32 protein-coding genes and 2 pseudogenes are annotated in these 24,042 nt (G+C 41.9%); 9 read left to right on the top strand and 25 right to left on the bottom strand.

The annotated features are described in order from the left end of the window. Positions 1-95: 95 nt before the first annotated feature. The 8 genes and pseudogenes from G9G57_RS07740 to G9G57_RS07705 all read right to left on the bottom strand — a co-directional run bounded on the left by G9G57_RS07740 (position 96) and on the right by G9G57_RS07705 (position 6,059). Positions 96-1,421, bottom strand: a complete 1,326-nt coding sequence (locus tag G9G57_RS07740) for a prolyl oligopeptidase family serine peptidase (protein WP_164964794.1) — start codon at positions 1,419-1,421, stop codon at positions 96-98. A 100-nt stretch (positions 1,422-1,521) separates the two neighbouring features. After that, positions 1,522-2,394 carry an AraC family transcriptional regulator gene (locus G9G57_RS07735; RefSeq protein WP_151255751.1) on the bottom strand — a complete coding sequence of 291 codons (873 nt, stop codon included), beginning with the start codon at positions 2,392-2,394 and terminating at the stop codon, positions 1,522-1,524. 268 nt (positions 2,395-2,662) lie between these two features. Next, positions 2,663-2,737: pseudogene (locus G9G57_RS07730) on the bottom strand (phage terminase small subunit-related protein); the annotation flags it as partial. Between the two features lie 64 nt (positions 2,738-2,801). Then, positions 2,802-3,425 carry a LysE family translocator gene (locus tag G9G57_RS07725; protein WP_031463095.1) on the bottom strand — a complete coding sequence of 208 codons (624 nt, stop codon included), beginning with the start codon at positions 3,423-3,425 and terminating at the stop codon, positions 2,802-2,804. A 57-nt stretch (positions 3,426-3,482) separates the two neighbouring features. Then, positions 3,483-3,710, bottom strand: a complete 228-nt coding sequence (locus G9G57_RS25820) for a hypothetical protein (protein WP_231124968.1) — start codon at positions 3,708-3,710, stop codon at positions 3,483-3,485. Positions 3,711-3,850: 140 nt separating this feature from the next. Next, a complete protein-coding gene (locus G9G57_RS07715) occupies positions 3,851-4,612 on the bottom strand; it encodes a collagen-like protein (RefSeq protein WP_164964793.1) in 762 nt (253 codons plus the stop codon). Positions 4,613-4,861: 249 nt separating this feature from the next. After that, positions 4,862-5,484 (bottom strand): annotated as a pseudogene (locus G9G57_RS07710) (LysE family translocator). A 320-nt stretch (positions 5,485-5,804) separates the two neighbouring features. Further along, positions 5,805-6,059: an oxidoreductase gene (locus G9G57_RS07705; protein ID WP_185156678.1), complete on the bottom strand. Its 255-nt coding sequence runs from the start codon at positions 6,057-6,059 to the stop codon at positions 5,805-5,807. Positions 6,060-6,130: 71 nt separating this feature from the next. Between G9G57_RS07705 and G9G57_RS26380 the strand changes: the two genes are divergently transcribed. Next, a complete protein-coding gene (locus tag G9G57_RS26380; RefSeq protein WP_414004470.1) occupies positions 6,131-6,355 on the top strand; it encodes a helix-turn-helix domain-containing protein in 225 nt (74 codons plus the stop codon). Between the two features lie 271 nt (positions 6,356-6,626). Here G9G57_RS26380 and G9G57_RS26375 read toward each other — a convergent pair whose 3' ends face one another. From G9G57_RS26375 to G9G57_RS07675, 5 genes are all read right to left on the bottom strand, one after another. Further along, complete coding sequence (locus G9G57_RS26375) at positions 6,627-7,004, bottom strand: LytTR family transcriptional regulator DNA-binding domain-containing protein (RefSeq protein WP_164964791.1); 378 nt, start codon at positions 7,002-7,004, stop codon at positions 6,627-6,629. A gap of 13 nt (positions 7,005-7,017) precedes the next feature. Then, entirely contained in the window at positions 7,018-7,137 is a 120-nt protein-coding gene (locus G9G57_RS07690; protein WP_330707789.1) for a cyclic lactone autoinducer peptide, read from the bottom strand. Further along, positions 7,134-7,661 (bottom strand): accessory gene regulator ArgB-like protein, encoded by a 528-nt coding sequence (locus G9G57_RS07685; RefSeq protein ID WP_164964790.1) that lies wholly within the window; start codon positions 7,659-7,661, stop codon positions 7,134-7,136. The genes G9G57_RS07690 and G9G57_RS07685 overlap by 4 nt, the downstream gene beginning before the upstream one ends. Beyond that, a complete protein-coding gene (locus tag G9G57_RS07680; protein ID WP_164964789.1) occupies positions 7,658-8,281 on the bottom strand; it encodes a hypothetical protein in 624 nt (207 codons plus the stop codon). Before G9G57_RS07680 ends, G9G57_RS07685 begins: the two co-directional genes overlap by 4 nt. 124 nt (positions 8,282-8,405) lie before the next feature. Then, positions 8,406-8,738 carry a YolD-like family protein gene (locus G9G57_RS07675; RefSeq protein ID WP_164964788.1) on the bottom strand — a complete coding sequence of 111 codons (333 nt, stop codon included), beginning with the start codon at positions 8,736-8,738 and terminating at the stop codon, positions 8,406-8,408. A gap of 161 nt (positions 8,739-8,899) precedes the next feature. On the opposite strand from G9G57_RS07675, the gene G9G57_RS07670 reads away from it, so the two are divergent. From G9G57_RS07670 to G9G57_RS07645, 6 genes are all read left to right on the top strand, one after another. Beyond that, positions 8,900-9,409: an Ltp family lipoprotein gene (locus G9G57_RS07670; RefSeq protein WP_164964787.1), complete on the top strand. Its 510-nt coding sequence runs from the start codon at positions 8,900-8,902 to the stop codon at positions 9,407-9,409. A 133-nt stretch (positions 9,410-9,542) separates the two neighbouring features. After that, the gene (locus G9G57_RS07665; RefSeq protein WP_164964786.1) at positions 9,543-9,737 is read left to right on the top strand and encodes a type II toxin-antitoxin system HicA family toxin; all 195 of its coding nucleotides are present in this window, start codon (positions 9,543-9,545) and stop codon (positions 9,735-9,737) included. 29 nt (positions 9,738-9,766) lie between these two features. Further along, positions 9,767-10,192, top strand: coding sequence for a type II toxin-antitoxin system HicB family antitoxin (locus tag G9G57_RS07660; protein ID WP_164964785.1), 426 nt, complete (start codon positions 9,767-9,769; stop codon positions 10,190-10,192). Beyond that, on the top strand, positions 10,192-10,395 hold the full coding sequence (locus G9G57_RS07655) for a hypothetical protein (protein WP_164964784.1): 204 nt from the start codon (positions 10,192-10,194) through the stop codon (positions 10,393-10,395). Before G9G57_RS07660 ends, G9G57_RS07655 begins: the two co-directional genes overlap by 1 nt. Before the next feature lie 12 nt (positions 10,396-10,407). Further along, positions 10,408-10,608 carry a hypothetical protein gene (locus G9G57_RS07650; protein WP_164964783.1) on the top strand — a complete coding sequence of 67 codons (201 nt, stop codon included), beginning with the start codon at positions 10,408-10,410 and terminating at the stop codon, positions 10,606-10,608. A gap of 183 nt (positions 10,609-10,791) precedes the next feature. Then, on the top strand, positions 10,792-11,250 hold the full coding sequence (locus G9G57_RS07645; protein ID WP_164964782.1) for a hypothetical protein: 459 nt from the start codon (positions 10,792-10,794) through the stop codon (positions 11,248-11,250). Positions 11,251-11,314: 64 nt separating this feature from the next. On the opposite strand, the gene G9G57_RS25815 is transcribed toward G9G57_RS07645, so the two are convergent. Then, positions 11,315-11,554 (bottom strand): hypothetical protein, encoded by a 240-nt coding sequence (locus G9G57_RS25815; protein WP_238799272.1) that lies wholly within the window; start codon positions 11,552-11,554, stop codon positions 11,315-11,317. Between the two features lie 341 nt (positions 11,555-11,895). Further along, entirely contained in the window at positions 11,896-13,311 is a 1,416-nt protein-coding gene (locus tag G9G57_RS07640; RefSeq protein ID WP_164964781.1) for a helix-turn-helix domain-containing protein, read from the bottom strand. Positions 13,312-13,584: 273 nt separating this feature from the next. Between G9G57_RS07640 and G9G57_RS07635 the strand changes: the two genes are divergently transcribed. Further along, a complete protein-coding gene (locus G9G57_RS07635) occupies positions 13,585-14,193 on the top strand; it encodes a hypothetical protein (RefSeq protein WP_164964780.1) in 609 nt (202 codons plus the stop codon). Positions 14,194-14,519: 326 nt separating this feature from the next. On the opposite strand, the gene G9G57_RS07630 is transcribed toward G9G57_RS07635, so the two are convergent. After that, positions 14,520-14,966, bottom strand: a complete 447-nt coding sequence (locus G9G57_RS07630) for a NucA/NucB deoxyribonuclease domain-containing protein (protein WP_164964779.1) — start codon at positions 14,964-14,966, stop codon at positions 14,520-14,522. Positions 14,967-15,187: 221 nt separating this feature from the next. On the opposite strand from G9G57_RS07630, the gene G9G57_RS07625 reads away from it, so the two are divergent. Beyond that, complete coding sequence (locus tag G9G57_RS07625) at positions 15,188-16,159, top strand: DUF6414 family protein (RefSeq protein ID WP_164964778.1); 972 nt, start codon at positions 15,188-15,190, stop codon at positions 16,157-16,159. 258 nt (positions 16,160-16,417) lie between these two features. Here the strand turns inward: G9G57_RS07625 and G9G57_RS07620 are convergent, their stop codons facing one another. The 9 genes from G9G57_RS07620 to G9G57_RS07580 all read right to left on the bottom strand — a co-directional run bounded on the left by G9G57_RS07620 (position 16,418) and on the right by G9G57_RS07580 (position 24,040). Next, the gene (locus G9G57_RS07620; protein ID WP_164964777.1) at positions 16,418-16,969 is read right to left on the bottom strand and encodes a phage holin, LLH family; all 552 of its coding nucleotides are present in this window, start codon (positions 16,967-16,969) and stop codon (positions 16,418-16,420) included. A 2-nt stretch (positions 16,970-16,971) separates the two neighbouring features. Then, on the bottom strand, positions 16,972-17,922 hold the full coding sequence (locus tag G9G57_RS07615) for a GH25 family lysozyme (protein ID WP_164964776.1): 951 nt from the start codon (positions 17,920-17,922) through the stop codon (positions 16,972-16,974). 12 nt (positions 17,923-17,934) lie between these two features. After that, positions 17,935-18,399: a phage holin family protein gene (locus G9G57_RS07610; protein WP_164964775.1), complete on the bottom strand. Its 465-nt coding sequence runs from the start codon at positions 18,397-18,399 to the stop codon at positions 17,935-17,937. Positions 18,400-18,558: 159 nt separating this feature from the next. Further along, on the bottom strand, positions 18,559-18,765 hold the full coding sequence (locus G9G57_RS07605; protein WP_164964774.1) for a hypothetical protein: 207 nt from the start codon (positions 18,763-18,765) through the stop codon (positions 18,559-18,561). Between the two features lie 17 nt (positions 18,766-18,782). Next, positions 18,783-19,268, bottom strand: coding sequence for a hypothetical protein (locus G9G57_RS07600; protein WP_164964773.1), 486 nt, complete (start codon positions 19,266-19,268; stop codon positions 18,783-18,785). 15 nt (positions 19,269-19,283) lie between these two features. Next, positions 19,284-21,854 (bottom strand): hypothetical protein, encoded by a 2,571-nt coding sequence (locus G9G57_RS07595; RefSeq protein WP_164964772.1) that lies wholly within the window; start codon positions 21,852-21,854, stop codon positions 19,284-19,286. Between the two features lie 15 nt (positions 21,855-21,869). Continuing rightward, positions 21,870-22,511, bottom strand: a complete 642-nt coding sequence (locus tag G9G57_RS07590; RefSeq protein WP_164964771.1) for a hypothetical protein — start codon at positions 22,509-22,511, stop codon at positions 21,870-21,872. Beyond that, positions 22,495-23,682 carry a baseplate J/gp47 family protein gene (locus G9G57_RS07585; protein WP_164964770.1) on the bottom strand — a complete coding sequence of 396 codons (1,188 nt, stop codon included), beginning with the start codon at positions 23,680-23,682 and terminating at the stop codon, positions 22,495-22,497. The genes G9G57_RS07590 and G9G57_RS07585 overlap by 17 nt, the downstream gene beginning before the upstream one ends. Continuing rightward, positions 23,672-24,040, bottom strand: a complete 369-nt coding sequence (locus tag G9G57_RS07580; protein ID WP_164964769.1) for a DUF2634 domain-containing protein — start codon at positions 24,038-24,040, stop codon at positions 23,672-23,674. The genes G9G57_RS07585 and G9G57_RS07580 overlap by 11 nt, the downstream gene beginning before the upstream one ends. Positions 24,041-24,042: the final 2 nt, after the last annotated feature.

Raw genomic sequence — 24,042 nt, 5'->3', positions numbered from 1 at the left:
CACTGTGTAGCCTAGGGATGAGATTCTTGTATATGAGGTATACAAGAATCCCATGTTCTTATCCTCAACAGCTTTCCAAAGCTGTACCTGCCCTCTCAGTTCAATGTTTTGGAGGCCAGCCATTGCATCATTGTTGTTTTCTTTCCGTTAATCAGCTTTGATACTTCATTGTTATATACGTAAATCCAGGACCAGTGACCATTATATTCATACGGTGTTTTGTCGCTCTTTTTGTACAAACCAGAAGTATCCACTACATTATCAAACAACGACATATGGACATCCTTTGCTCCCGCATTCACCAAACGGTCATAGGTCGGAATCATGTAATCGTTGGGTGGAACTACGGTGTCGGTTTTGGCGGCGACAAACCAGATCGGCAGGTCCTTCATGTCATTAATTTGTTCATCGGTGATAAGGCTATCCTTCAGAGCTTCACACGCTACCACAGCTGCTGCAAAATAGTCTTTATAATCACGGATCAGCAGCATAGTCATGTATCCACCGTTGGAGTCTCCGCCAATATAGATTCGATCTGTATCAATGTCTTTGTTCTTGGCCACGTACTCCTTAATTAAGGACATCAATGCTTGCTCATACTTCGAAGTTCCGTCTCCAAAGCCTGTAAAACCATCCATCCAATAGGTTGGGGTCTGAGGTGCCAGCACATAAGCCCCGCCAAAATAAGATTGAATATCCTTAGAAGCAAAATTCGCTGCCTTATTTCCCGAAATTGGAATCGTCGGATCTGTACCTCCCTCTCCCATACCGTGCAGCCAGATCACCAAAGGGTTCTTCACTTTGTCTTTTGCTGGTGCATAGTCGGCGTAAGTTAAAGTAACCCCATCAAATGCAGCTTTGCCAGTTGTAAACTGATCAACAAGCTTCCGGATTTCACCTGAGGAAGTATCGATCTTCAATCCGGAAATTGTTCCTGATTGGGTTTTAATAGCCTTTTGCTGCGTGATCGTATAATTGTTATCATTCCATCCGTTAAACCCGGAACCTGCATCATAATGAATAGCGGAACCCAATGTTAAGGACGGACCGATTTCCATTTCCAGCACAACGTAGCTTCCGGTTTTCTTTACAGGGTTGCCGCTTTTGTCCGATACATAGGCCTTGGTGACCTTCCTGTTACCTTTTTCAATAAAGGAATTTACCAACCTATTGTCGCTTCTTTCCACATGTACCTTAAATGTATCGTTTGTTATCGCATCTTTGGGTACCGGCTTACCCAGGTTAACAATGATCTTCGTAATGGCTGCTCCCCAATCCTTCACCTCCGCAACCGTCCGGTATGAGGTGGGCTGTACCTTGGCATCCTTGGCCCATGCACCGGAGCTGAAAGCAAAGGTCGTACTGACAGCTAAAGTGAATAACATAGATGTTTTAGCAACCTTTTTAAACTGTTTAAACATGATGTCTTACCTCCTAGATCCATTAATAAACCGCTTACATTATTAATTTTAACGATTTTTTTATTTGCATCCTGCCTTTTATTAGCCTAATTCAGGTCAATTACTGACTCCTTGCTTCAGAAAGCCTCTTGTGCTTTTTACGATATTGATGAGGCGTCACGTGATAAACCTTTTTAAATACCCTGGCAAAAGACTTCTCGTTCGGAAATCCGTGTTCCAGCGCAATTTGTATAATAGAATGGTCTGTATTCATAAGAACACGGAAAGATTTCTCCAGACGGATGGCGTTGATATATTGAAAGAGCGTCAACCCTACATGCTTTACAAAAAAACGGGACAAATATTCGGGAGACAATCCAAAAACCTGAGCGATGGAATCCAGGGATAGGCTCTGATCGTAATTTTCTTTGATATAATCAGTTATCAATGTCAGCCTCTCCAAATATTTATTCGTGTTAAAGCCAGGGAGCGATTCGTTGTCAATCTTAAAATGCATTAATAAAAGGTACACCAATCTATAAGATAGGGACGTTAAGTGAATATGTACTAAAGGGTCATTGTGCTGGTTGAGGTAAGCCACAAATAATGTGTTTAACAGATCACGCAGCTCCTCAAATCTCTGCTCGTTGGTTTCGAAAATGGATATACAATCAAATAAAATGGGATTACTATCCTTTATGTTTTCTCGAATAAATCCTGAAGGAATCTGAACGGTTATAGCCTGTCTACCTTGGCCCTTAGCCACAGAAAAGGAATGAATAGCATTCGAATTAATGAGCACAATATCTCCTTCTCTGGAGCTATAATTCATGCCATCTATATAGATATTGTCAATTCTCCCTGAGAGTACATAAGATATTTCGATGCTGTCGTGCCAATGCCTAGGTATGTATGCTGGTTCATTGGAGGAATGAACTATAATTTTTAATGGAAAATGATTGTCTGCCTGAACTAGCTCATATTTGTATTCCAAGTTTGTCGCTCCTCTCAGATGTGAACATCATAATAGAAGAAACGGCTTCAATAGGTTGCCAAAACCGCCATATTTAATCTTCCTGTCTCTATAAACAAAAAAACCTAAGATAACAAAATACATAAGATCCTTGGATCTTAGCATTTGGTTCCTTAGGTTTTGCCTGCGTAACAGTAACAATCCCAGTGCTATTCATTTTCAATTAACTAAGCTAAGTATATAGAGGCTTGAAATTTATGTCAACGCTTTCACTTAAGGTGTCTAACCCTCAACTAGCGGCGATGTCCTTTAGCTTCATATGCCCGTAGCTCTCCAGCCACATCTGTTTTGCCTTATGCCGCTCGGTATCTCTTTCTGGTCGTCTCCCCTAACAAAAAAGAACGAGCTTCCATAGCCCGTTCCTTTATTTATGATCCTGTTTTTTGAACTTTGAAGATCATATTTAAACCAAAACCAATCAGCACGAGTCCCGTGACCTTATCGATCATATTTTGAACTTTAGGTGACATTAACCATCTTCTTATGTAACTTAACAATAATACGATTGTAGTAAACCATATAATCGAAAGTAGAGCATAAAGAGAGCCCATCAGTAAAAACTGCAAACTGGGATTATAGCCCGGTAGAACAAATTGCGGTAAGAACGTGAGAAAAAAAATAGCAACCTTCGGATTGAGTGCATTGGAAACCAATCCTTGTGTAAACGCTGATTTTCTAGAATTCTCTTGCTTCTCTTGAACCAAATTACTCTTTCCTTTTTTTACAAAGGAAGACAGTCCCATATATATCAAGTAAACTGCCCCTGCATATTTGACTACCTCAAATGCTACAGCCGACTTCATTAATATTAAAGAAAGCCCCAATGCGGCTGCCAATGTATGAACGAGAGCTCCGCTAGTTAAACCTAATGCAATTTTGAAACCATCCTTCTTGCCATCAGTGAGAGTTCTTTTCGTTATTAATGCAAAATCAATCCCTGGTGACATGACAATAAAGATGAGCAGTATCGTAAATGCCAATATATCATTCATAATGTGCCTCCAGATGAAATTTCAGATACACAATACTAACGCGTTATCAGCTATATTTCAATACCTAACATTCATCCTTTTGAAGCTAATGCGCCACTCGTACGATTTTAAGAATCTTCTGAAAATAAGATTTTTTTGTAAATAATGTTTTTTTGAAAACAGAAAATAATCAAAGTATCCTACCAGCGGTTCATAGACTTCCCTTGGCGAACCAGACTTTTCAGGAACAGAAAGAGCAGCGGCGATGTCCTTAAGTCGCATCGCCCCGCTGCTCTCCAACCACATCTGTCTGGCTTTGTCCCGTTCAGGGATTCTCTCTCTAGGTATTTCCATATCTCAGGTCTCTGAATAATTAGACAAACTGACCGGATAAAAGACATAAACCTTAAACCTTTTACTGAATAAGCTACTACTAAGCAACAATATTAAGGCGTCAACTTTAATATTGTCATAGTTGTATTAATATTATTGTGCAACTGAGCAGGAGTTGCATTGGCATTTACCAGTTGTATTGTAGTTGGAACTGTTGTAACGGTTATTATAACCTCAGCTGCGATAGGTCCCCCACCATTACCTGAGAAAGGTAAGGGTGTTATAGGAGTTCCGTTAACAGTGAGATTGAAGTCCGCATTACCTTGGTTGTGGATAGAAAATGAGATGAAGTAGCTCCCCGTCTCGTTAATTGTTATCGTTGGAGATGGAGGAGTGAAAGTAAATGCACCTCCAACATTCGCTAAAACCCCAGTAAAGGTAATGGGTGAGTTACCCGGAACTGTGTCAGTCCCCGTACCAGGATCTGCTCTGAAAACACTTAAGAAGTCTGATATCCCGACGCCTGCAGGCCCTGCTGGCCCCGTTGCTCCTGCTGGTCCTGCTGGCCCTATTGCTCCTGCCGGTCCTGCCGGTCCTGCTGGTCCTGCCGGTCCCGTTGCTCCTACTGGCCCTGCAGGGCCAGGAATTCCTTGGAAACCTTGTAGCCCTTGCTGACCTTGAGCACCTGGAACTCCCTGTGGACCTGGCAGTCCCTGGGGTCCCTGCGGTCCTTGAGGTCCTTGAGGCCCTTGAGGTCCTTGAGGCCCTTGAATTCCTTTAACAATGACCTTCGGCAAAACTTTGAATTTTTTAACTGAACATCTTCTAAATTTTCTCCGATGCATTTTCTTTTGCCAACAATAATGTCTAAACATAATTAATGGTCACCTCCAAAGTCTAGTCAAATTAGCTTATTGTGCAATTAACCAAAAAGATTGGGCTGTTGACTTCATCTAGGAAAAGATAGGCATAGGTCTGTCCGTATGCTCCAACTCGTTGGTCATGATCTTAAACCTCTGTGACCGCCCACCTATTCTCGGCGTGTGTTGTATGCTTTTCCAACAAAAAAAGGACTAGCACAATAGCTAGTCCTTAATGGTTGGTTTAAAAAGTGCTACCTTCTATTATTTTTGGGTAAATGCGATTTTCAATCCGATAAGTGTAAATAACGAGCCTTGAATATAGTTGATTTTTTTAGAAAAGGATGGATTTCTCCGTAGAAAGGAGCCTACTTTCCCAGCAAAAATACTTATCAAAATAAAAAGCACTAAAGTTTGTATTAAAAATACCACTCCAAGAACTAGCATTTGAATAGAAACATTACCGCTTTCCTGGTTTACGAACTGAGGAAGAAAAGCCAAGAAAAAAAGTGATATTTTGGGATTCAACACATTCATGATGACACCTTTTTTATACAATGATTTGTAATTCAAGGTATCTCCACTCTTAAGTTCAAACTCGTATCTTTTGCTCTAAATGACTTATACGCCAAAAATAATAGATAAGCTGCTCCAGCGTATTTGATTACTGCAAATGCCAAGGAAGATTGATAAATTATTGCTGCGAGGCCGAAGGTTGCTGCAAAAATATGAACCAACAATCCCGTGCAAAGGCCTAAAGTAGTAAATATCCCTGCATTCCTACCTTTTGCTATGCTCTGTGTCAGAGTGAACACGTTGTCGGGACCCGGCATAATGGTGAGAACAATTGCTGCTCCCAGAAAAGCTAATATAGTTTGAAGCTCCACACAACTTCCCCCTTTGGATAATTTGCATATATACTACACCACAATATGTATAGAAGCTATTAGAGCAAATGATTGATGTAAACTGCCGAATTACAGAAACTCCGCTGCAAGCTACATGAGCACTCATGGTGTAGCAATGGTATAGAAAAGGGCTCCCTCTCGGGAGCCCTTTAAATAGCGGGATTACAGGGTTTTGAGGCCCTTATTACATCATGCCGCCCATTCCGCTTTCACTTGTGTTATATATGAAAACATATGAATACAAAGGGTTTATACTGTGCTATTTATGAACTAATAAGAACCGAAAATACTACATTGCGTTAACATTCGGTTAACGTGTTAACATCCCTTCTTTTTCTTGAAGCATCCTTGAATCCCTGTCGGTAACCTGTTCTGCAATAAATATCCCCTTTTACAATGTACAAGTTCTCAATCTCTTCAATAATTTCAACACTTACATTATAGTCATCGTGTAGATCGTTTAAGATAACCGCAAGTCTCTTGTGTAATAAATCTTCACTACGTTCACATGTCTCCATAATCGCTTCAATTCTTCTTTCACCAAGTTCAGTCATCAAACCACTCTCCCGATGTATTTATTTACTGGCAACCTTTTTTCCTGTATACTCACTGTGAATCATTATCAATGAGGTGTAACATGGCTCTCCGTCCAGGGAGAAGCCGTTTGCCGCGTCTTCTTAAAGAACACAAGATGAAGCGGATTGACCTCGCCAACTACTTAGGCGTATCCCCATCCTTTATAACAAGAATAATTGATGGGGATAGATTTTTTTCCTACCCTTTAGCAGCTCGCGCAGCACAAAAATTTGGGTGCACCATGGAAGAACTGCATGAGTGGATAGACGATTAACGGCAAGCGGCGGTGGCTTAGGCCCTCCCGTCGCCGTTAAATTTGCCTAAGAGTCAAATTAATTGTTATTCTCTCCCCTCCTCTAATTGATTTTATATGTAGTTACAACCATATGACTAACTTCAACTATCTTGAGAAAGACATATCCCTCTTTTATATTAAATCCCAATATTAGGGGCTTGGCAACAAAAATTCGTCGGGATGAATTCGTCCTATAATTCGACATTTTTCCTCGTTGTATCGACAAAAAAAAGAACCGCATTGTGGCGGTTCAGGTAGCAAACACAATATTGGGATTAAAAAGATTAAGTGTCTGAGCTACTTCTTCATATCGCCGTATTGCTATCTGACATTTAGGAGAATCCTTACTTATGTCATGTGAAAAATAGGCCACTCTGAAGACACTATTCATTAGTACAACTTTCTCCATGTTGATGCTATTACTTCTATCTACATTAAGAAAGTTACATCCACTACTATTAAGAAGCGTTTCCCAGAACTTTAGTGTACCCACTAGATAAAATACCCCACGAAATGTGTGTATGATGACCCTTTCTTTCCACCTGTCATAGGACATATACAAAATATCCTGTATAGGAAGATCCACCTTACCACATTTGCCATCGACATCTTTTGAAACTGTAAGCATTTCTTCACCAACTTTACTTAAGTAATTCTTTCGGCGGTTCAGGATTATAGACATAAATAAGACTGGCAACACTGACAGACATTACTGCGATTGCAGACAGGGCCGTTGCAATTGTGTTGTAAATGTTTTTCATGATGTTTTCCACCTCCCTCCATTAATTAATAACAACGTTTGAGCGAAAAAGCTTATGGCTACATACGGTAGAGCAAACCATAAATTCAAGCCTAATGTTACAAGTGCCGCTACCTTTAGCAGAGGAAAATATCGCTTGGGTATACGTGTTTGGTTTTCGATTCCCGCAGGCGCAAATATTAGAATTAACAGCATACTTATTATCGTTGCAATCATTGTCCACTTATGATCCAAGGATATGAACGATAACGCTGTAAACAATAATGTCGAAACAGCTACGCAACTCATACCGCTTTTTAGGTGCACCCCTCCAGTCATTTGGCGTAGGAATGCAAATGCCGCCATGATGGTAACTACCTCTTTTACCCTGCCTGTGATTAAAGAAATAAGAATCGATAATCCAGTAATAAAGATCACATTCAAAGTGATAGCCAGTGCATGCTTCAATACTGGAACTGAAGCTGGGTGATCTGGCACTACACTTTTTATGTGAATAGCTATCTTATTCGATAAAGCTTCAATCAAATTTCTTCCTCCTTTTTGAAAGCGTAATAAAGGAACATACCAGAAGCTAAAGCAAAAAATACGATATTTAGCCACACATCGTTGTAGTACAACATTATCGTGACTGCAATTAGAGAAAAGATGATTAAAACGCTAACAATAAAATGTTCCCATTTGAATCTGAGCTTTTCGAAATCCGCCATAAATCCGATTCCAAACTTGTAAAGCATCCATGATAAAAGAAGAACTGTGGCACTTGTAATAGCTTGTAATAGAGCGCCTTGAGCGGACCCTTGAAACTGTATAGTTGGCACGTCATGAAAGATACCTTTTAAGATTAATGACTGGATAACACCATAAATCGAAAACCCAGTTATTGTTATAATGCTAGACCACAAAATTGGGACTTTCACTACAGTAGTTATAAGGAAGATGTACAGCAGTATACTAATTATCGGCACAACAACAGATAAAGCTAACTCTTCCCTTAAGACGTAACTTTGAGCACTCATTATTACCATGACAACAATCGCTTGCCAAGCATAATCAGTCGCCTTCAAGCGGAAAACAGAGAGCATTAGCGAAAAGGCCGCAAAAGACTCCATTGTAGAAAAAAGCAAGAACCTAATAGGCTCCCACATAACACATAACCCCTTCACATAATTGGTAACAAATATGTTTTAATTCTATATTTGTTACTTGTTAGAGGCAATCCAATTACCATGTTAAATGGAAGTATTTATGTATTATGTGAGGTAATTATTTTCAGCCTGCGAATATAATATCCTCTAGTTTAATCCAACTAAAATCATCCTCACCACGAAACAGTTTTACTTCTCTACGCGCGGTGTTAATCGACGTAACTACACCAGTCATGTCCGTATCATCAAACGGGCTAAATACGGTCACTGTCACGGCTGTACGTGTATTGTAAGACTCTATTAGAGCCTGCTCAATCAATTGTACCTCTTGGTCATCCAATTCCGGTTTACCGCGCCGCTGACGGTCCTTCATGAGCTTCAAATAAGCTTCTTTATGTTCTGGTATGATAATCCGGCTGCTTTCCCAAAAACCGTTACCTTCTAATTTTTTAGACATGTATGTAGCCTCCTGATGTGTTATGTAATGATTATATTACGAACATTTGTTCCTAACAAGGTATTTTATTTGCCATCTATAAAACTTTTGTACTAGAAAAATATTCCTAGGTCATATATACTATTTTTATAATAATATTGGTTAATTAGGGGGAAAACGTTTTGAAGAAGCCGTTTTATAAGAAGTGGTGGTTTTGGGTTATTATCGTTGTATTAGTCATAGGTGCCCTTGGTTCAAAGAACAATGACCCAGCGAAGACTGCGACAACCGATTCTAAAACAACAGATACTAAAGCAGTGTCAACTACAGCAAATGTGGAAAAGAAAGAAGAACCTAAAGTTAAAACCGAGGCAAAAGAGGAAAGTGTCCCTAGGGAACACAAAGCCGCATTGAAAAAAGCGATGGAATACGCAGAAACTATGAACATGTCGAAAGCAGGCATTTACGATCAATTGACTTCTGAATACGGTGAGCATTTCGATAAAAAAGCCGCTCGATATGCTATTGAAAACATTGTGTTTGATTGGAAAGGAAACGCATTGAAAAAGGCACAATCATATGCAGAAACTATGAATATGTCAAATCCGGCTATTTACGATCAATTGATTTCAGAACACGGGGAAAAATTCACTAAGGAAGAAGCAAAATACGCAATAGCTAATTTAAAGTAAAAAAAGTAGAAACGGGGCAGATGGTTAAACCCTCCTGCTCCTTTTTTATGCTCATTTTCTGTATACGTGCATTTAATACGTTGACACGTACTAATAATACGTGTATAATGATTAGTGTAAGGAGGTTAATCACTTGAAATCATACAGTTCGAGAGAATTAATCAAACTGTTAGAAGAGGACGGATGGTACATAATAGGAGTACATGGCAGTCACCATTACTTCAAGCATCCGACAAAAATCGGTAAGGTTACGGTGCCGCATCCTAAGAAAAGCTTTCCTCCGAAGACACAAACAAGTATCCTAAAAACAGCGGGGATTAAGGGCTGAACAGTCCTCCCCAAAGGAGGTTAATTATAATGAGTAAAAAAGATGTATATCGTTTTTGGGCTTTGTTCGATTATGCGGATGAAGGTATTTCCGTTCGCTTCCCCGATCTTCATGGCTGTTTTACGTCTGGAGATACAGCGGAAGAAGCGCATGCTGCAGCTCGTGAACTGCTGGAGGGGTTTATGTATGTTTTGGAACAAGACAACGATCCTATTCCTGATCCTTCCCCGCTTGATGTTATTTTGGCACAACGGGAAGAAACAGAGGCTGCGTGTGACGTTCAGGTCTACATGCCTGTAGTTCGGGAAGCCATGGAAAGTAAGGCCGTTAAAAAGACATTGACTGTCCCGAAATGGCTTAATGATCAAGCGGAACGGCAACACCTTAATTTCTCTCAAGTGCTACAAGAAGGATTGAAACGCAGTCTGGGAATTGATCCTTTGGAGAAACGATAATGAAATACGGTCCGCGTAAGCCCAGCCTAAACAAGCGTATAGCAGCTCGTACCAGTCTCAAGCGGCAGATTGTACACCGTTCAGGACTCAAGATGCCACGGGATTGGGGATGGCTAAGAAACCCACGTAAGGCGGCATACAATAAGGTGTACAATCGGTCAACGTTTGATATATTCAAACTAATTGGAAAATTGTTTAAATAGGAAGGTGCAGTAATGGGACCCTATAATTTAGAACTAACACCTTGGGAAATGCTCATATTGCGAGACGATATGAAGGAGCGCTTAAAATATAATCGTGGTTTCGTTCCCGAAGAACTGGCTATATGGAGAAAAATAGAGGCATTGCATGAACAGTTGGAACGAGATGAGGCGGAGTATAAGAAAGTAGAATCAAAAGATACAAAATCAACATAAGCTTAAAAAGCTCTGCCGACCAATTAAGGTTAGCAGAGCTTTCTATTACATATCGCAAATAAGACTGCCTTTACTCAATTCTCATAACAACTAAATTTTATGGTACTTAGTGACTATGTACACAGATATACAGATTATATATAATTATTTTTGTAGTTAAATTATAGAAAGAAGGGATTTAATTTGAAAAAATTAATGAGTTTTGGTATCGCCGCATCATTGCTTCTGTCACTAAGCCCTGCTGCTTTTGCGCAGGATTCAATTTCAGCCAATCAGACTGATAATGGTTTCATTAAAGTGGTTGAGAATACTGAGAATCAGGACGGGCATGTTATTACTCCTTTTGATGTTCAATTGATTAATCCGATACATCACACTGGAAAAGGAGCATTTGAGAAAACCTTCACCATGATCCCTGAGAATGGAGAAGACGCCAATGTGTTCGTTAAAAATAATGGAAGTTCAACAGTTTATGTAGAGATTAAGAAAGCAGGTTCTAGCACCTCTATAGACACTTCGGTTTCACCTGGTAGTCAAAAGACCTTGCAAATTTATTCTCAAAGTAAAAACTCATATAGTGTATACATTTACACCCAGGACGGTTCCCAAATGGACCTCAATATAAGTGCAAGACAATTCTAATTAATATACAGAAATTACTAAGTGGATTCATATACATTCGATTCACATAAAAAAGAAAAGGACTCTATCGGCTAAAACCGTTGGAGTCCTTTTTCACATCTACTCTAAATTCAAACTGATTCCGCATATAATACACTCCGGCAATCTTAATCATATCGGGTGAAAACTTTTCTATGGATCCCCCATAATCTATAACAGTTATCAAATCATCGCCCAACAACTGAACAACATATACTCTTACCTGGCTTAATGCAGCTGCAAATAGTTCTATATCTGACTTTAACACTTTATATGTATGGTTCAAGCAGATCACCTCAGATAGTTATTCTGCCGTATGTGTGGTAATTCCTTCAACGACAAAAAAGGTCACATATCAAATTTCTTTTTAACTACACATTAATTCTTCAGTTTTGGGAATCATAAGTAAATAAGGAGAGGTTTTGAAAGGGGTACTATTCAAGACACTGTCCTTAGATTCGTTAAACACACTGTTTCCTCAGATTGTTCAACAAAAATCCCGCCAACCAATTAAGGTTAGCGGGTATTTTTTTGTTTTTCTAAGCTTAGGAACCTCCAACGGTAGCATTAAGCTGAATAGGGTGCTGGTCATAAGCATGATTAGGCCCACTCACAATAAATAAAAAACTAGCTGCGACGATCAGAAGAACCATTTTTCTCAACATTGTTTAACCACACCTTTTCAATAAGATTTAAAAACTCTTCTTTGAACTCAGGAACTGCATGTGTTCTAAACTTCACGAATAGCCCCATGCAGTTTATAAAATAAGTTTCGTTATTTATTATATGTGACTGTACCATTGCATACATCAAATGTTTAAAGCCATCACCGTATGATCCTCTATATAAATAATAATAAGCTAACTCGTATCCAAATCGTGCATATTGTTCTGGTATAACTTGACTAGTATACATGTCGGATGATGGCTGCACCTTCTGAGTAAACGAATTAATTATAGTTTCAAAACGTCTAAGTATATCGTCTATATCTAGTTGATACTGGTTAGCTGCAAGCAGTACGTTCAATATCTTAGTTACCATTTCTTTATCTACTTTTGATTTGGCAATGTATTCAACATAATCTGGAAGCACACTTGTATCACCGGACAAAAGTTTATAAATGTAACTATTACATTGCGCCCAATCCTTATAAAGATTTAGCCAATATAAAGTATCTTCGTCTGTCTCCAATACCCAATCTAAATCAGTGTAGGCATAAGTATATTCTAGAGCTTGTCGATAATCGCCTTGGGCTTCGCAGACACTTGCACATAGTAAATCGGCATATGTGATGTACACAAACAAGGGACGACTTAACTTCTTAGCAAGTTCGTCACACTCTCGTTTCTTCTGTTGATGTTTAATTGTATATTGGATTTCCGCTTTTTCTCTCATTTTTCTTGCCATTTCATCGACCTTGTTCCACTTATTCAATGAACGATACAAATTCGCTAAGTCCTTCAATGCGTCAAGTTGGTCTATTTCATCAAGGCGCTCAACAAAAGCTTCAAGTATCGCAGCAGCGTGGAGATTTTGGGTTTGATCGTCTCCAACTTGAATCGTGAATATACGATATTGGCAGACTGCCAAGCGTTCAGAATGTTGATATCTCTCTGTTTCAGCTACTCCCTCATAGAGTATCAATGCAGCCGCATTTTTCCCCTGCGACAATAATTCTTCTGCAATTTCAAATAGCTTGGGCGAATACAGTAGATTATCCATGATGGCTCCCACTACTCGACGGATTGCATCCAACTTGCCCAACTCCGCACAGCGAAACAAAAACGGCTCGATTCGCCTCATATTCGGGGGATGGTTGATGATAAAGTTTTCTATAAACAGATCGTAAAACTCCCCTTCTGGTAAACCCATTGCCTCAGTGATTCGGTCAAGCTGGTTAATTGACATAGACTTATTCCCTGTCACAATAGCACTTATTATCCCCCTATTCATGCCTGCAAGTTGTCCGAATTGCGCTAAGCTCAAACCTTCTTGTTGTATGTATCTGTCTAATTCTGCTCTAATCGTAGGTGTATGCTTCATATCATATCCACCTTCCACACAGAAATTCCAAAACTTTTATATTATTGCAATCTATTGTTGTCGATAATTTAACAGTTGTCAATAAGTTTTGAAATTTTTGTCATTCGATATTCGACTAAATTATATTTTTTGAATACTGTCGACTACTGTAAGACAAATAGTTCTATAGTGTCATTTTCCATTTAATTATTTAAAATACACAAATTATTCCTTATTTTGTGGTACACTGGATTGGTAGTTCAAAATAATACCATTTCGAGAGGACGGTTTTGGATGAAGTTAAAGAACACAGCAATCATTCTTTCAGGTGTATTGGCTCTTACAGCAGTTGCTCCAATTGCAGCATCTGCTGAATCATCCACAGAACAAATCACACAAAATTCAAGTTCAAGTGTAACTCAAAAGAGTGCAGTTGAGGCAGTAAAACCCTATGTACAAGTTAAGGATGGGGTATTGTCCCTAAAAGACGTTCCTGAAAATATTTATAACCAGTATAATTTATCGGATTTGCAAAAGCATTTTGATGAATTAAATGAGTTATCAAAATCAGGTAAAATTACTGTTAATAGCGATTTAAGCATAAAGGACAATACCATCTCGCTTAATGCAGAATACGGATCCTGGACCTACCATTGGTGGGGATATGATCGGAAATTCACTGACTCTCAAACTAAACAAGCGATAGATTACTATAATACTGTGGCAGGTGGCGGCGCACTCGTTTCAGGGGCAACGGCTTGGTATCCTCCTGTTTCAGGTATTTCAGGATCAGTCGCAGGATACTTTGCATTGTTTGCAGCACGTATGAGCGCTAATAACAATGGTAACGGAGTTTATGTTTCTGTTTCATGGGCGGCAGTGTTTGATGTTGAACCTTTGTAATACGACACAGTAAGGAGACTCTATGACCAGTATTTTAGCTGTTTTAGTGATTATTTGGGGAATAAGTTATATGGCTGTCTACTACATTAAGAAGAAAAAAAATACACACGGGCAACCTGGTTATAAAATATTTTTTATGGTTATTCTTGTTATTTTAGCAATCGCTTTGTTTAGTTCATATTTATAATCAAACAAATTTATGATTTTTTTATAGCCTTCCTTTAATGGAGGGCTTTTATATTACATACCAAATCTTTTGGTGTAAATCCCATATGAGCAATGACAAAAAGACTCCCCGCCGACCAATTAAGGTTAGCGGGGATTTTCTATTTCACGATAAATTCAACTTTTGTCCCATCTGCGTAGTCGTCTAACTTGTGACCTACCCACGATCCAGCTCCACGATTATCCTTTGGACTTATGTACTTAATGTCTGCACCCTCCCCACCTTCCGAACACATCGCCATAGGCCACTCATCCCTATCCTTGCCCTTCTTGGTGGGCACACCCTTTAGGGAGAGCTCGCGATTATGGTCGGCTCCTTCGCGATCTATGGTGCATACTGACGACTTCCCTGCTGCTATAGCCTCTTTAATGTGCTTTGCTGTTTCCGGGTACTTGGCTGACGGAAATTCAAGCTTGACCGTATCGGCAGATACCTGCGTTACCGGAACGGATACAGGGTCGCTCTTAGTGGTCTTTGTAACTTCCTGTTGTACGCTGCATCCAGCTAATAGGATTGTAATTAGTACGGTGAATATCCATCTAAACATATGTATTCCTCCCCCTATAAAACATAAAAACACCCCACCAGCGTATGCCAGCAGGGTATCACCGATGCTTTCGGATTGCACAACGGTGCTTCCGTATGTGTTGTTATCAGTATATTCGCTCTAGGTGGTTATGTAAATACATTCAAAAAATATGGTGAAATTTGGTGGAATATAGAGTAAAGTTAATTCTGCATCTAACAACTGCTAAGGAGCGTATTTATATGAAAGAATTAATCTATTTAGATACCAGCTTTTTGCATTCATTTTTGGCACAACACAACGAAGGTCTACCTATGTCAAAAAGTACAGAACACCAAGAGTCTGAGTCTAAAACCCTCACAAAAGGGACTAGTAGCACTAAAATCCATGAAGGAAGTGTAGAGTTATCGAGCGGGGAATTGAAACTTATGGGTCTTATCGAAACGCCTTCTGCAAAAGGCAGGTACCGCTTAACAAACAATAGAATGAATAACGGTTCTACTGCACTCACTCAGTTAGACGCAGGAAAAGAGATTATATCTAAACAGTTACATGATAATGCCCTACATGAATTCGAGAATTATCTAATTGAAAATTCATTGTTGGTTAATCAAAACGAAGGGGATGAAGCCGAACCCGGCACGTTTCTGAATATAAGAGGGACATTCTCTATTGTGAGCTTGGATTATTTAATGAGCATCTCAAACTCAGAAACAATAATGCCTGTTTTCCAACATGTAATGAATGAAGAGCTTGAAACTACAATTTCTCAAATTGCAGCGACATCAGATCCTAAAAAGGGAACGATTATTAATCGTTTGAGAACAGAATCAAAAAAAGAAATGGAAAATCAGAAAACACTGTTCGAAAAAATTGAGAAAATAATGAACTTCATTTCAACTCTACTTCCTACTAAAACTTTCATTCGAATTGGTAATTATCTTTGTCCGGTTAAGGATGAATACCTCAGAGAGGGAACCAAAGAACTCACCTTCAAATATGGAACTAACAGCAACATACAGATCAACGTTCTTGGAAAATTCACAAGAGTATACGACAATATTGTCTCGCCCCCCTCAGAAGAAACCGACTCGCAATCGATGGCTAATACAATTAATACATTCAGCGATTTAGCTAATAACCTTATTGGAGACATTAGCCTCGTAAAAAAAGGAGATATTATCGTTTCGCCGATTGCGATTTATTTCGAATAATTCGTCTATTTTTGGACCATTCCTTCATGGACTGTTCTTCTTCTTCTAAATATTTATTGGTGGATTCAAATTTTTTTTCAAATTCAGATGATTCTTTTAATAGATTTTTAAAACCATCATTAAAGAACTTCTGAAGATTTTTCATTTTTATCACCTCTGTCAGTATTATACTGTACTTTTTTTCAAATAGCACAAGCAAACTGCCTTTTATTTTTAAATACCCTGCCAGCCGAAGCCAGCAGGGTATTTACTTACAGTTTATTCAGTAGTAGCAGGCGTTTGTGTAGCTTCTGTTGCTGCAGGAATAGGCTCAGGCGCAGATTGAACCTGAGTTGACGATACCTCTGCTGTAGCCTGTGCCAAGAAATCATTGAGCTTTGCAGCCAGGTCCGATACAGCTTCTTTAGCTGCTACCTGTGCTGCCGCCTCGTTTGGCTGTGCTTCAGTAGCCAGTACCGCTTTTGTTTTGGCCTTATACTCCAGATATGCCTTCTCAATCGCGGATTTTAGCTCTACTTGGGATACTACAATACCTTGACTGGAAAGAGTAAGTGAAGCATACTGCAAAGCCTCCTGAAGCTTACGTTCTCCCCCAGCTTCTTTAAATGCTGTTTGAGCAAGTGCGAATGCCTCCCCTGCTACTTTATGGATTACCTCACGTTGTGCTGCCGTTGTACGCGCCTCTAACCACACGTTAACCTTAGTCTTGAGTTTGTTCAGACCTCCTAAAACAAACGCTGTAAGTACACCCGCAGCGGCTGTGACAATGGTATTTACATAAGGCTGTACAGTTTCGATAATTGTTTGCATGATTATTTATCCCCTTTCGTTTTCAACGATGCGATTTTATTTTTTGAATCCCAGGACACTACAGCGCCGTATGCCTCCGCAACGGGTCTGAGCTGCACGTATGCCACTCCTTCGACCAGTTGGATAAAATGCAGCTTGGCTCCATTTAAATAAGCGACCTTGAGACTGGTGTCCCAATGACACGATAAGCCCAACACAGTAGCAAGCACACGCAGCGGAACATACGTCCTGCCACTAAAGAGCAGCGTCTTCCCTACCTGTTTGCCATTTACGATGAACGTACCGGACGTGACTGTCTCCGGCTGCTCAGGGCGCTTTGTGAAACGTTCACGCAGCTCGTCCGCCGTACCATCATACTCATTCATATCCACGTTCCCTTTTATCCCTGCTACCTTGCCGCTATCGCTATATTGCCAAATATCCCAACGTTTCCACGTCACTGTATCGCTTGGGACGCGAGTATCACTATACCGGGCTATCCATAGTGGGTAACCGCCCAATGAGGCGTTAAAATTAGCTGCGAATGCATTGCCTGTATAGATAATGGGCTTGCGTCCTGTAAGTCTCTCCAGCTCAAGCAGGAAGGCCAAAGCTACAGCACTAATAAGTGTTTTGGACAGGTTACCGGGATTATTTTCATAATCCATTACAGGCGGCAAGTCTAGCGTTTTCCCACCACCTACCTGTTCCAATACTTCGGCAAAGTGCCGTGCTTCTGCTTTGGCTGCCTCAACGCTGGTTGCGTCTACAAAGTGGTATGCTCCCAGCAATACCCCCGCTGTTCTGGCTCCTTTTGCATTCGTGGTGAATGTAGGATCAACGTAACGTTGCCCCTGACTTGCTTTAATGAAGGCGAATGAAATACCATCTGCCTTGACCGCTTTCCAGTCAATCTTTCCTTGATAACGGGATACGTCGATTCCCCGTGCGTTACCTTTTTTACGTGATTGCAAAATAACTCCCCCTTATACAGCAGGCTTTTGCCCCTGATCTTTGTTTTCTTGCTCTGGCATATTTGGATTAGGTGGCACTTGTGAACGTGACTCAAAAATCTTAACCGCATTCCTGAGTACATCTGGCATCGGTACACCCATGCGACCAACATTCTCAATAATGGACAACAGCTCATTCGCCAAATAGAAAAAGATCACTGCATCCTGGAAATAGTGTAAGTTGCCCAATGCCACATCTATGAAATGCGCCACCACCACGATCAAGAAAATGACGACCTTTCTTGCTATTCCGTGATAACCTATCCGGCTTCGCAACTCTCCGCGAATCCATGCAGCTATCCACCCAGTCAGCCAGTCCGCAATTACAAACATAAAAAGCAAATGTATCATGACGCTCCACCCTCCAAACAGGTAGCCAGCAACCGCCCCAAACCCCGCCGCCGCCCCTTTTATGATTTGTGTTAATCTGTCGTCCATCGTTCTCCCCCGTCTCTATAGGTCAGGAAAATTGTCCTGACCTTTGTCAAAATCCGTGTAAATTATTCCGTTAAATATTCTCTTAATTATTCCAGTGCAGAGAAAAGCCCCCGACCACTCCAAGGGCATAAAAATAGCGCATCCCTTTGGGTGCGCTGGTTACACTTGTTCTTTCGGTTGCTCAGATACTGGATCGGCTGCAAGGTCTGGACGCTTGGAATAAATCTCAGCCAACACTAAGTTACGATTTTCATCGTCCATTTGATAACTATCAACGACATTTTCAATTCCTCGTTCTCCGCGCTCATACCGGGTAATACAAGCATTGGCGCAAATGCGAACGCGCGGCATAGACATAGCTGCCATATTCATTTCACCTCCCCTCATTTACCTAGCATGATTTCTGTAAGCACTAATTCCAGATCGGACAGGCGTTGACGGAGCAAATCAGTTTCACTTTGTTCCGGCGTAGCTGGCTTTGTTAGCTCTGCTATTTGCTCCGGTGTGAGGCCTTCTGTCCAAAGGCTATCAGGCTGCTTAGGAGCAACATATACAGGCTGCCCCTCCTCTACCCTGCCCTTAGATTGCCATTCGTCCAGTGCGGTTATATACGCCTCCTGTGCCTCGTATACGGCACTCTCATAAACCTTCCATGCAGCAAGATCGAAACGCGGTTTGAACAGTCCCGGCGTTGTGATCGGTACGCCAACTGTGTAGCCTAAAAGCTCCGGCTTTTTTGGTTCGGTGCCCTCGTCTTGATCAGTGCTATCTGGCTGGGCATAAAAAGGGACGACACCATTAAAGGCATCGTCCACCAGTTCGTCCTCTAGATAGAAGCCGTCTGTATTTACTTTAGGTACTACTTTCATAGCGTGACCTCCTTATTATTTGGCTAAAAACGGTGGTATCGCAAGTGACACAAACCCTACAGCAGAGCCTGATACAAGCGTAACAGCTCCATTTGTACCTATGGACAATCTGCAAAACTTATCATTCGCTTGTTCTAAGCCTTCGGACGAGTTACCAACCGTAATAACCGTAATCTGTTCATTGGGTCTATAACCGTTGGGTAGTCGGAATAACTCAATCAGAGTCAGAGAATTTTTAACCATGCCGTCCAAATGAACCATGCCTGATGAGTCTTTATAAAACCTAGCGCTCGGATAAGTTACACCGAATGCCGTTGTACCATTAAGCAACGTAGGTGTAAGCCATGTAGGATTATCTTTGTCAGCCTTCTTGTTCTCCAACACCGACACACGTGAGTTTGCTTGCTGCACACTATCCATCAAGTCCGCAAGCAGCGTCTTTTCGTTGGCTGCGTAGGAACCTGTAAACGGTACGACTGGCGAACGATCAAGCACAAGGTACGTAACGCTGTAGGCTGCTGATTCGTCATAGTTAGCGGCGGATGCCTCGGCGGTCGGGCCATTGGTGCTACCTGAACCTATATACAGCGCCCACTTTTCAGTGTCAGGTCGTAACCCTTTGTATATTCCCAAAACTTTACTGACCGAATACGCGAGGTTAGTTCCGGCGACGTTCGAATTGTTGATGTAATAAAACCCATTAGTATGCAGTTTTGGTCTAGCGGATTCACGCAGCACAATCCCCGTACCTACTTCAATCTGATTGTCTCCCTCGCAGAATGATAGTTGTCCCTCAGATACAATAGGCTCCACGGTAGGCGTTGCAAGCTGGTATACGAGTTGGTATGGTGTATATCCTGCATAGGACTGTTGCGGTACGGATTGAGTGAAGTTAGGCGCGCCCACACGTTGAACCCAATACTTAGTGCCTGTACCATTCCACGTTGCCGTGGTCATGGATTGAGCATTTGCAGGAGTGATGGTATTAGCGTCATACGCTTTGTAGCCGTAGAAATAGGCTTTGATGTCGTTCTGGTCTGGACCATATCCGTCAGCCCATCCGCTATCTGCAACTGGAATACCAAAATAGATATCTCCCGCTGCTGTTACGGCGTTGCTGTCGGCGGTGTTGCCTGTACTTCCTTGAGGAACGATCTTACCGTCAAATTTAACACCAATACCGCTACCAGCTACGGCACCTGGTGCCGCCCCTACCAGTTTTACCTGTCTAACTCCAGCGGTAGCGCCGCCCTCACCTTGTACCCACGCTCTATTACCATCAAGCGTCAACCCTTGCCACTTCTTGGACTTGAAATATTGCCCGTCTCGCTCAAACACCGTATCAGGGTTTGCCCCTGTTGCTGGATCGGCGTACAGGTCTGTTTGCAGCGCCAGCATGGAATCTTCTCGCGGTTTGAATGGTTTGGCTGTGCTGCCGATGTTAAGCATAGGGTTTGAAATAGTCAATGTACCCGTTGTGACGGTTAGATTCGAAAAAGATACCCTCATCCGCTGCGCGTTTGCTGGTGCTGTACCGGATACCGTCTGTGATGTTGTATAGGATGGTGTCCCGATAACGTTACCACTGGCATCTAAGAATGATAGAGCGATGTTTCCGGTGTGTTGTGCTGAAAAAGTGTATGACATACCTGGGATTGTAGCCGTTTCGTAATAGGTTACGCGGTTAGAAACAGTTGGTGTCATGGCTGCTGCATATGGCTCTGTCGCCTTGGTGTCAACTAGCGTCCACTCGTAAAAGCTTGGAAGCAGGTTTTCCCCGTACCGTACCGCATATGGATTACGTACAGGCATTACGCTGTCTACGTAAGGCCATTTAGCAGCCGCTTGCACTGGCGTTAGGGTTGCCGCTGCTGCATAATCAGCCTCAGATACCTCGTAGACGCGGACAGAATCCATATTAAACGTACTGCCGCTGTTGCCCGTCCCTGTGATTGTGACGATATGGAAAAAGTCAGTCGCTGCGAAACGGACAACAGACGGACCAAAAGCCGAAGCTGCTGCTACATCATTTCCAATGGCGCCAGCAATACCATTTATGGATATCGCTATCTTGCTGGAATTGCCATTTTTAACGTCAGCAATGGCTACATATTTTTTACCTGGCGTGGTTAAAAAGCTTGCTGAAGCTGTAGCGGGTACAGAACCTAGCGTAAGTTTGAAACTGCTGGTCCCGCTGGTTTTGTTGGTCGTATCCGTTGCAATTGTGGTATTGGACGACCACAGGCCTACGCTTTCGCAGTTTCCCATGCGGCCTAGCAAGTTTACCAGCATCCGTCCGGCTATACCCGATAGAGAAAACGGAGCTGCCTTGAGTGAATTAAGTACCTGTACGCCAGCCTCTAACGTCACCGTTTTAGTATTTATCGTGTTAAAGCGCGATTCTATTTCCTCTTTATGGACTGCGTTTTCTTGTAGCTCCTTCATTGCAAGATAAGCTGTATTAAGATGCCAGTTGAACCATTGCGCCGGAGGTTTCAAACCCGGTGTGTAACCCGCTGTTTTCTGTGTAGTAGTAGGTTCGGTACCAGCCGCAAACCATTCCGGTAATTTCTCTTTAAACGGCATAAAATTACTCCTTTCCTAAATAGGTAAATCTGTATTTTTCCCCGGCTCGTAAACCGCGCCAAGCTTGCCGCCAATGACTGAATCGTCCAAACTGCCCCACCCGCGCTCTGGGTCTGCTTCTTCTGGCAGGCTACCAAACTCAAAGGTTCCAGCCAGTTCAATACTCTGGACACTAACGCCAGCCGCCACGGTTTTTTGAATTATTTGAACAAACTGCGATAATTCAATACCGGATTCGTCCAACTTATCAAGCGGTAAGCGCATGAGAGATAATGCAGCAGGTTCCGGATCTAACGGATCACTAAATTTTTGTTGAATCTTAATTTCCCTGTAATCTGCACCAACCGCAAGAGCAATAACCCGTATAATCGTGTTTACGTCCCCTTTGGACAGGTTACGGGCTATCTTGCTCTTTATCATGATTCGGTAAATTTCATCTGAAGCAGCTCCACGAAGTTGTCCCACATTTCCGCCGATAAGATCCAATGTAGTTCCCTTTGCAGTGTCGATATCACGCCATTCTTCGATTGTTTTGAACGTAGTTTTTAAGTCGTTTATCGGACCAGCTACAATTGTAAAAAGCTTTCCTATATTGCTGTTTGGATTTTTGGTAAACACATCTGTCAGCTTTTTAATAAGGTCAACCGGAGAAGTCATGATGTGTCACCTCGATCCAATTCGCTGCTGTTTGGGCCACTTGCTGCACGTCCACAACTAAATTATGTGGCCCGTAACTTGTTCCATTCGTGGACAGCTCTATAACTACGTCTTCCACGCCTACAATGGAATATGCAGCAGCAGCAAGGCGCATCATTACCACATCCTCGCCCATGCTCAAACCAGCATACACCGTACCGTCCAAATCCGCGCCGCCGATGAACCGGACCAACTTGGATTTAACCTGATCGTCTCCATCAGAAGGATAGGACGTACTTTTATAAACCTGAATTTTTATATGAACAGGTACAACCACGGCGCGACTAAATTTAATCGGCTGTAGGTTCCCACTAAGGTCTTTAACTTGCATGGATATGTCACCGTAAGACTCGATGCCCGCGGCCCCCACAGATAAAATTGCGTTGGCAATGTCGGTGTCTGATCCGCCAAGAGCGTACACCTGATATGATTTTGCAGGACGGCCAGCAGCATCAGGAGTGATTTTATTGTTTATAATCACCGCCGCCGCCCGTACCCCCGTTACCCGCAGTACCGCCCCCCGTATAGCATCGCCTGTCGCACTTCCCCCACCAGCTACGGATAAACTGAATTTGTCCCTAAATTCCGGGTCAGTCTCCTTATCACGTCCGCCAAGAATAGCAGCGGGATTGTTTACTGCTGTCACTTCCGGTACCGGGTTAACAATGATCGTTACTGTACCCTCTGGCGTATTTCCAGACAAACCCGCCTCCATCGCCTCCACGGGGACCGTCATACTACCAGAAGCCGGGAAAGTGGCATCGGATGTGGTTTCATACTGTATATCTGTATCTGTTGACACTAAAAAACCCGCCGCGACTGTATAGCCGGGCGTACCTGTAAGAGTGACATTGCCTACTGCATACTGTGCAAGAATACGGGATACACCAACATGGGGGCCAAGTCTGTCCAAACTCACACCTTCGGCCGTATTTACATATCCGCTGTAATACACCTTCTCAGCCAAAGCGTATAAAATTGCTAAAAACCAAGCAACGATTCTCAAAAAAATACCCAGCGGAGAAAGAGCAGATGTATTAATTCTATCCCCATACGCTTCCTTCGACTTGTCTTCCATTTCGTCTATTAAATCGTCGAATCTCTTACGCTTAAACCCCTTTTCATCCAGCACTTATACTCACTCCCTCCTGCTGGATTATCTCGCCGCTGGTCCCGGTTGCTTTAAACGTTACTGTCAGCAGCCGGGCCGCACGATCCACTTTAAAAGTAACATCGTCCACGCTCTCAATTCGTTCTTCCTGCAACAATGCACGGGTAAGCTCATTTCTCATTTCTTCCTCACTGGCGAGCTTTCCAAGGAACAAACGAAAAGCAAGGCCGATATCTGGATTCAGAAACCATTCCCCCGCATTGGTCCCGATTGCTACCCGACAGCATTGCGCCAGTTCTTCATCACCTTCGATCATGACCAGGTTCCCACTTGAATCAAATTCAATGTCGCCATCTGTGGTAAGTCTGAAAGACTGCATAA

Origin of the sequence: Paenibacillus sp. EKM211P, from assembly GCF_011066175.1 — a bacterium.
GTDB classification, from domain to species: domain Bacteria; phylum Bacillota; class Bacilli; order Paenibacillales; family Paenibacillaceae; genus Paenibacillus; species Paenibacillus polymyxa.
Note: the sequence above shows the minus strand (reverse complement) of the source record. Positions and strands in the feature narration are given on the sequence as shown.

Excerpts from the sequence above, each read along its gene's own strand:
- G9G57_RS26375 (WP_164964791.1), bottom strand. The coding sequence starts at position 7,004 with ATGCTTACAGTTTCAAAAGATGTCGATGGCAAATGTGGTAAGGTGGAT.
- G9G57_RS07600 (WP_164964773.1), bottom strand. The coding sequence starts at position 19,268 with ATGAAAGTAGTACCTAAAGTAAATACAGACGGCTTCTATCTAGAGGAC.
- G9G57_RS26380 (WP_414004470.1), top strand. The coding sequence starts at position 6,131 with ATGAGGTGTAACATGGCTCTCCGTCCAGGGAGAAGCCGTTTGCCGCGT.
- G9G57_RS07705 (WP_185156678.1), bottom strand. The coding sequence starts at position 6,059 with ATGACTGAACTTGGTGAAAGAAGAATTGAAGCGATTATGGAGACATGT.
- G9G57_RS07635 (WP_164964780.1), top strand. The coding sequence starts at position 13,585 with ATGAAGTTAAAGAACACAGCAATCATTCTTTCAGGTGTATTGGCTCTT.
- G9G57_RS07740 (WP_164964794.1), bottom strand. The coding sequence starts at position 1,421 with ATGTTTAAACAGTTTAAAAAGGTTGCTAAAACATCTATGTTATTCACT.
- G9G57_RS07725 (WP_031463095.1), bottom strand. The coding sequence starts at position 3,425 with ATGAATGATATATTGGCATTTACGATACTGCTCATCTTTATTGTCATG.
- G9G57_RS07590 (WP_164964771.1), bottom strand. The coding sequence starts at position 22,511 with ATGACTTCTCCGGTTGACCTTATTAAAAAGCTGACAGATGTGTTTACC.
- G9G57_RS07610 (WP_164964775.1), bottom strand. The coding sequence starts at position 18,399 with ATGGACGACAGATTAACACAAATCATAAAAGGGGCGGCGGCGGGGTTT.
- G9G57_RS07715 (WP_164964793.1), bottom strand. The coding sequence starts at position 4,612 with ATGTTTAGACATTATTGTTGGCAAAAGAAAATGCATCGGAGAAAATTT.
- G9G57_RS07690 (WP_330707789.1), bottom strand. The coding sequence starts at position 7,137 with ATGAAAAACATTTACAACACAATTGCAACGGCCCTGTCTGCAATCGCA.
- G9G57_RS07580 (WP_164964769.1), bottom strand. The coding sequence starts at position 24,040 with ATGCAGTCTTTCAGACTTACCACAGATGGCGACATTGAATTTGATTCA.
- G9G57_RS07680 (WP_164964789.1), bottom strand. The coding sequence starts at position 8,281 with ATGTGGGAGCCTATTAGGTTCTTGCTTTTTTCTACAATGGAGTCTTTT.
- G9G57_RS07675 (WP_164964788.1), bottom strand. The coding sequence starts at position 8,738 with ATGTCTAAAAAATTAGAAGGTAACGGTTTTTGGGAAAGCAGCCGGATT.
- G9G57_RS25820 (WP_231124968.1), bottom strand. The coding sequence starts at position 3,710 with ATGTGGTTGGAGAGCAGCGGGGCGATGCGACTTAAGGACATCGCCGCT.
- G9G57_RS07655 (WP_164964784.1), top strand. The coding sequence starts at position 10,192 with ATGAAATACGGTCCGCGTAAGCCCAGCCTAAACAAGCGTATAGCAGCT.
- G9G57_RS07630 (WP_164964779.1), bottom strand. The coding sequence starts at position 14,966 with ATGTTTAGATGGATATTCACCGTACTAATTACAATCCTATTAGCTGGA.
- G9G57_RS07595 (WP_164964772.1), bottom strand. The coding sequence starts at position 21,854 with ATGCCGTTTAAAGAGAAATTACCGGAATGGTTTGCGGCTGGTACCGAA.
- G9G57_RS07640 (WP_164964781.1), bottom strand. The coding sequence starts at position 13,311 with ATGAAGCATACACCTACGATTAGAGCAGAATTAGACAGATACATACAA.
- G9G57_RS07650 (WP_164964783.1), top strand. The coding sequence starts at position 10,408 with ATGGGACCCTATAATTTAGAACTAACACCTTGGGAAATGCTCATATTG.
- G9G57_RS07620 (WP_164964777.1), bottom strand. The coding sequence starts at position 16,969 with ATGCAAACAATTATCGAAACTGTACAGCCTTATGTAAATACCATTGTC.
- G9G57_RS07660 (WP_164964785.1), top strand. The coding sequence starts at position 9,767 with ATGAGTAAAAAAGATGTATATCGTTTTTGGGCTTTGTTCGATTATGCG.
- G9G57_RS07625 (WP_164964778.1), top strand. The coding sequence starts at position 15,188 with ATGAAAGAATTAATCTATTTAGATACCAGCTTTTTGCATTCATTTTTG.
- G9G57_RS07605 (WP_164964774.1), bottom strand. The coding sequence starts at position 18,765 with ATGGCAGCTATGTCTATGCCGCGCGTTCGCATTTGCGCCAATGCTTGT.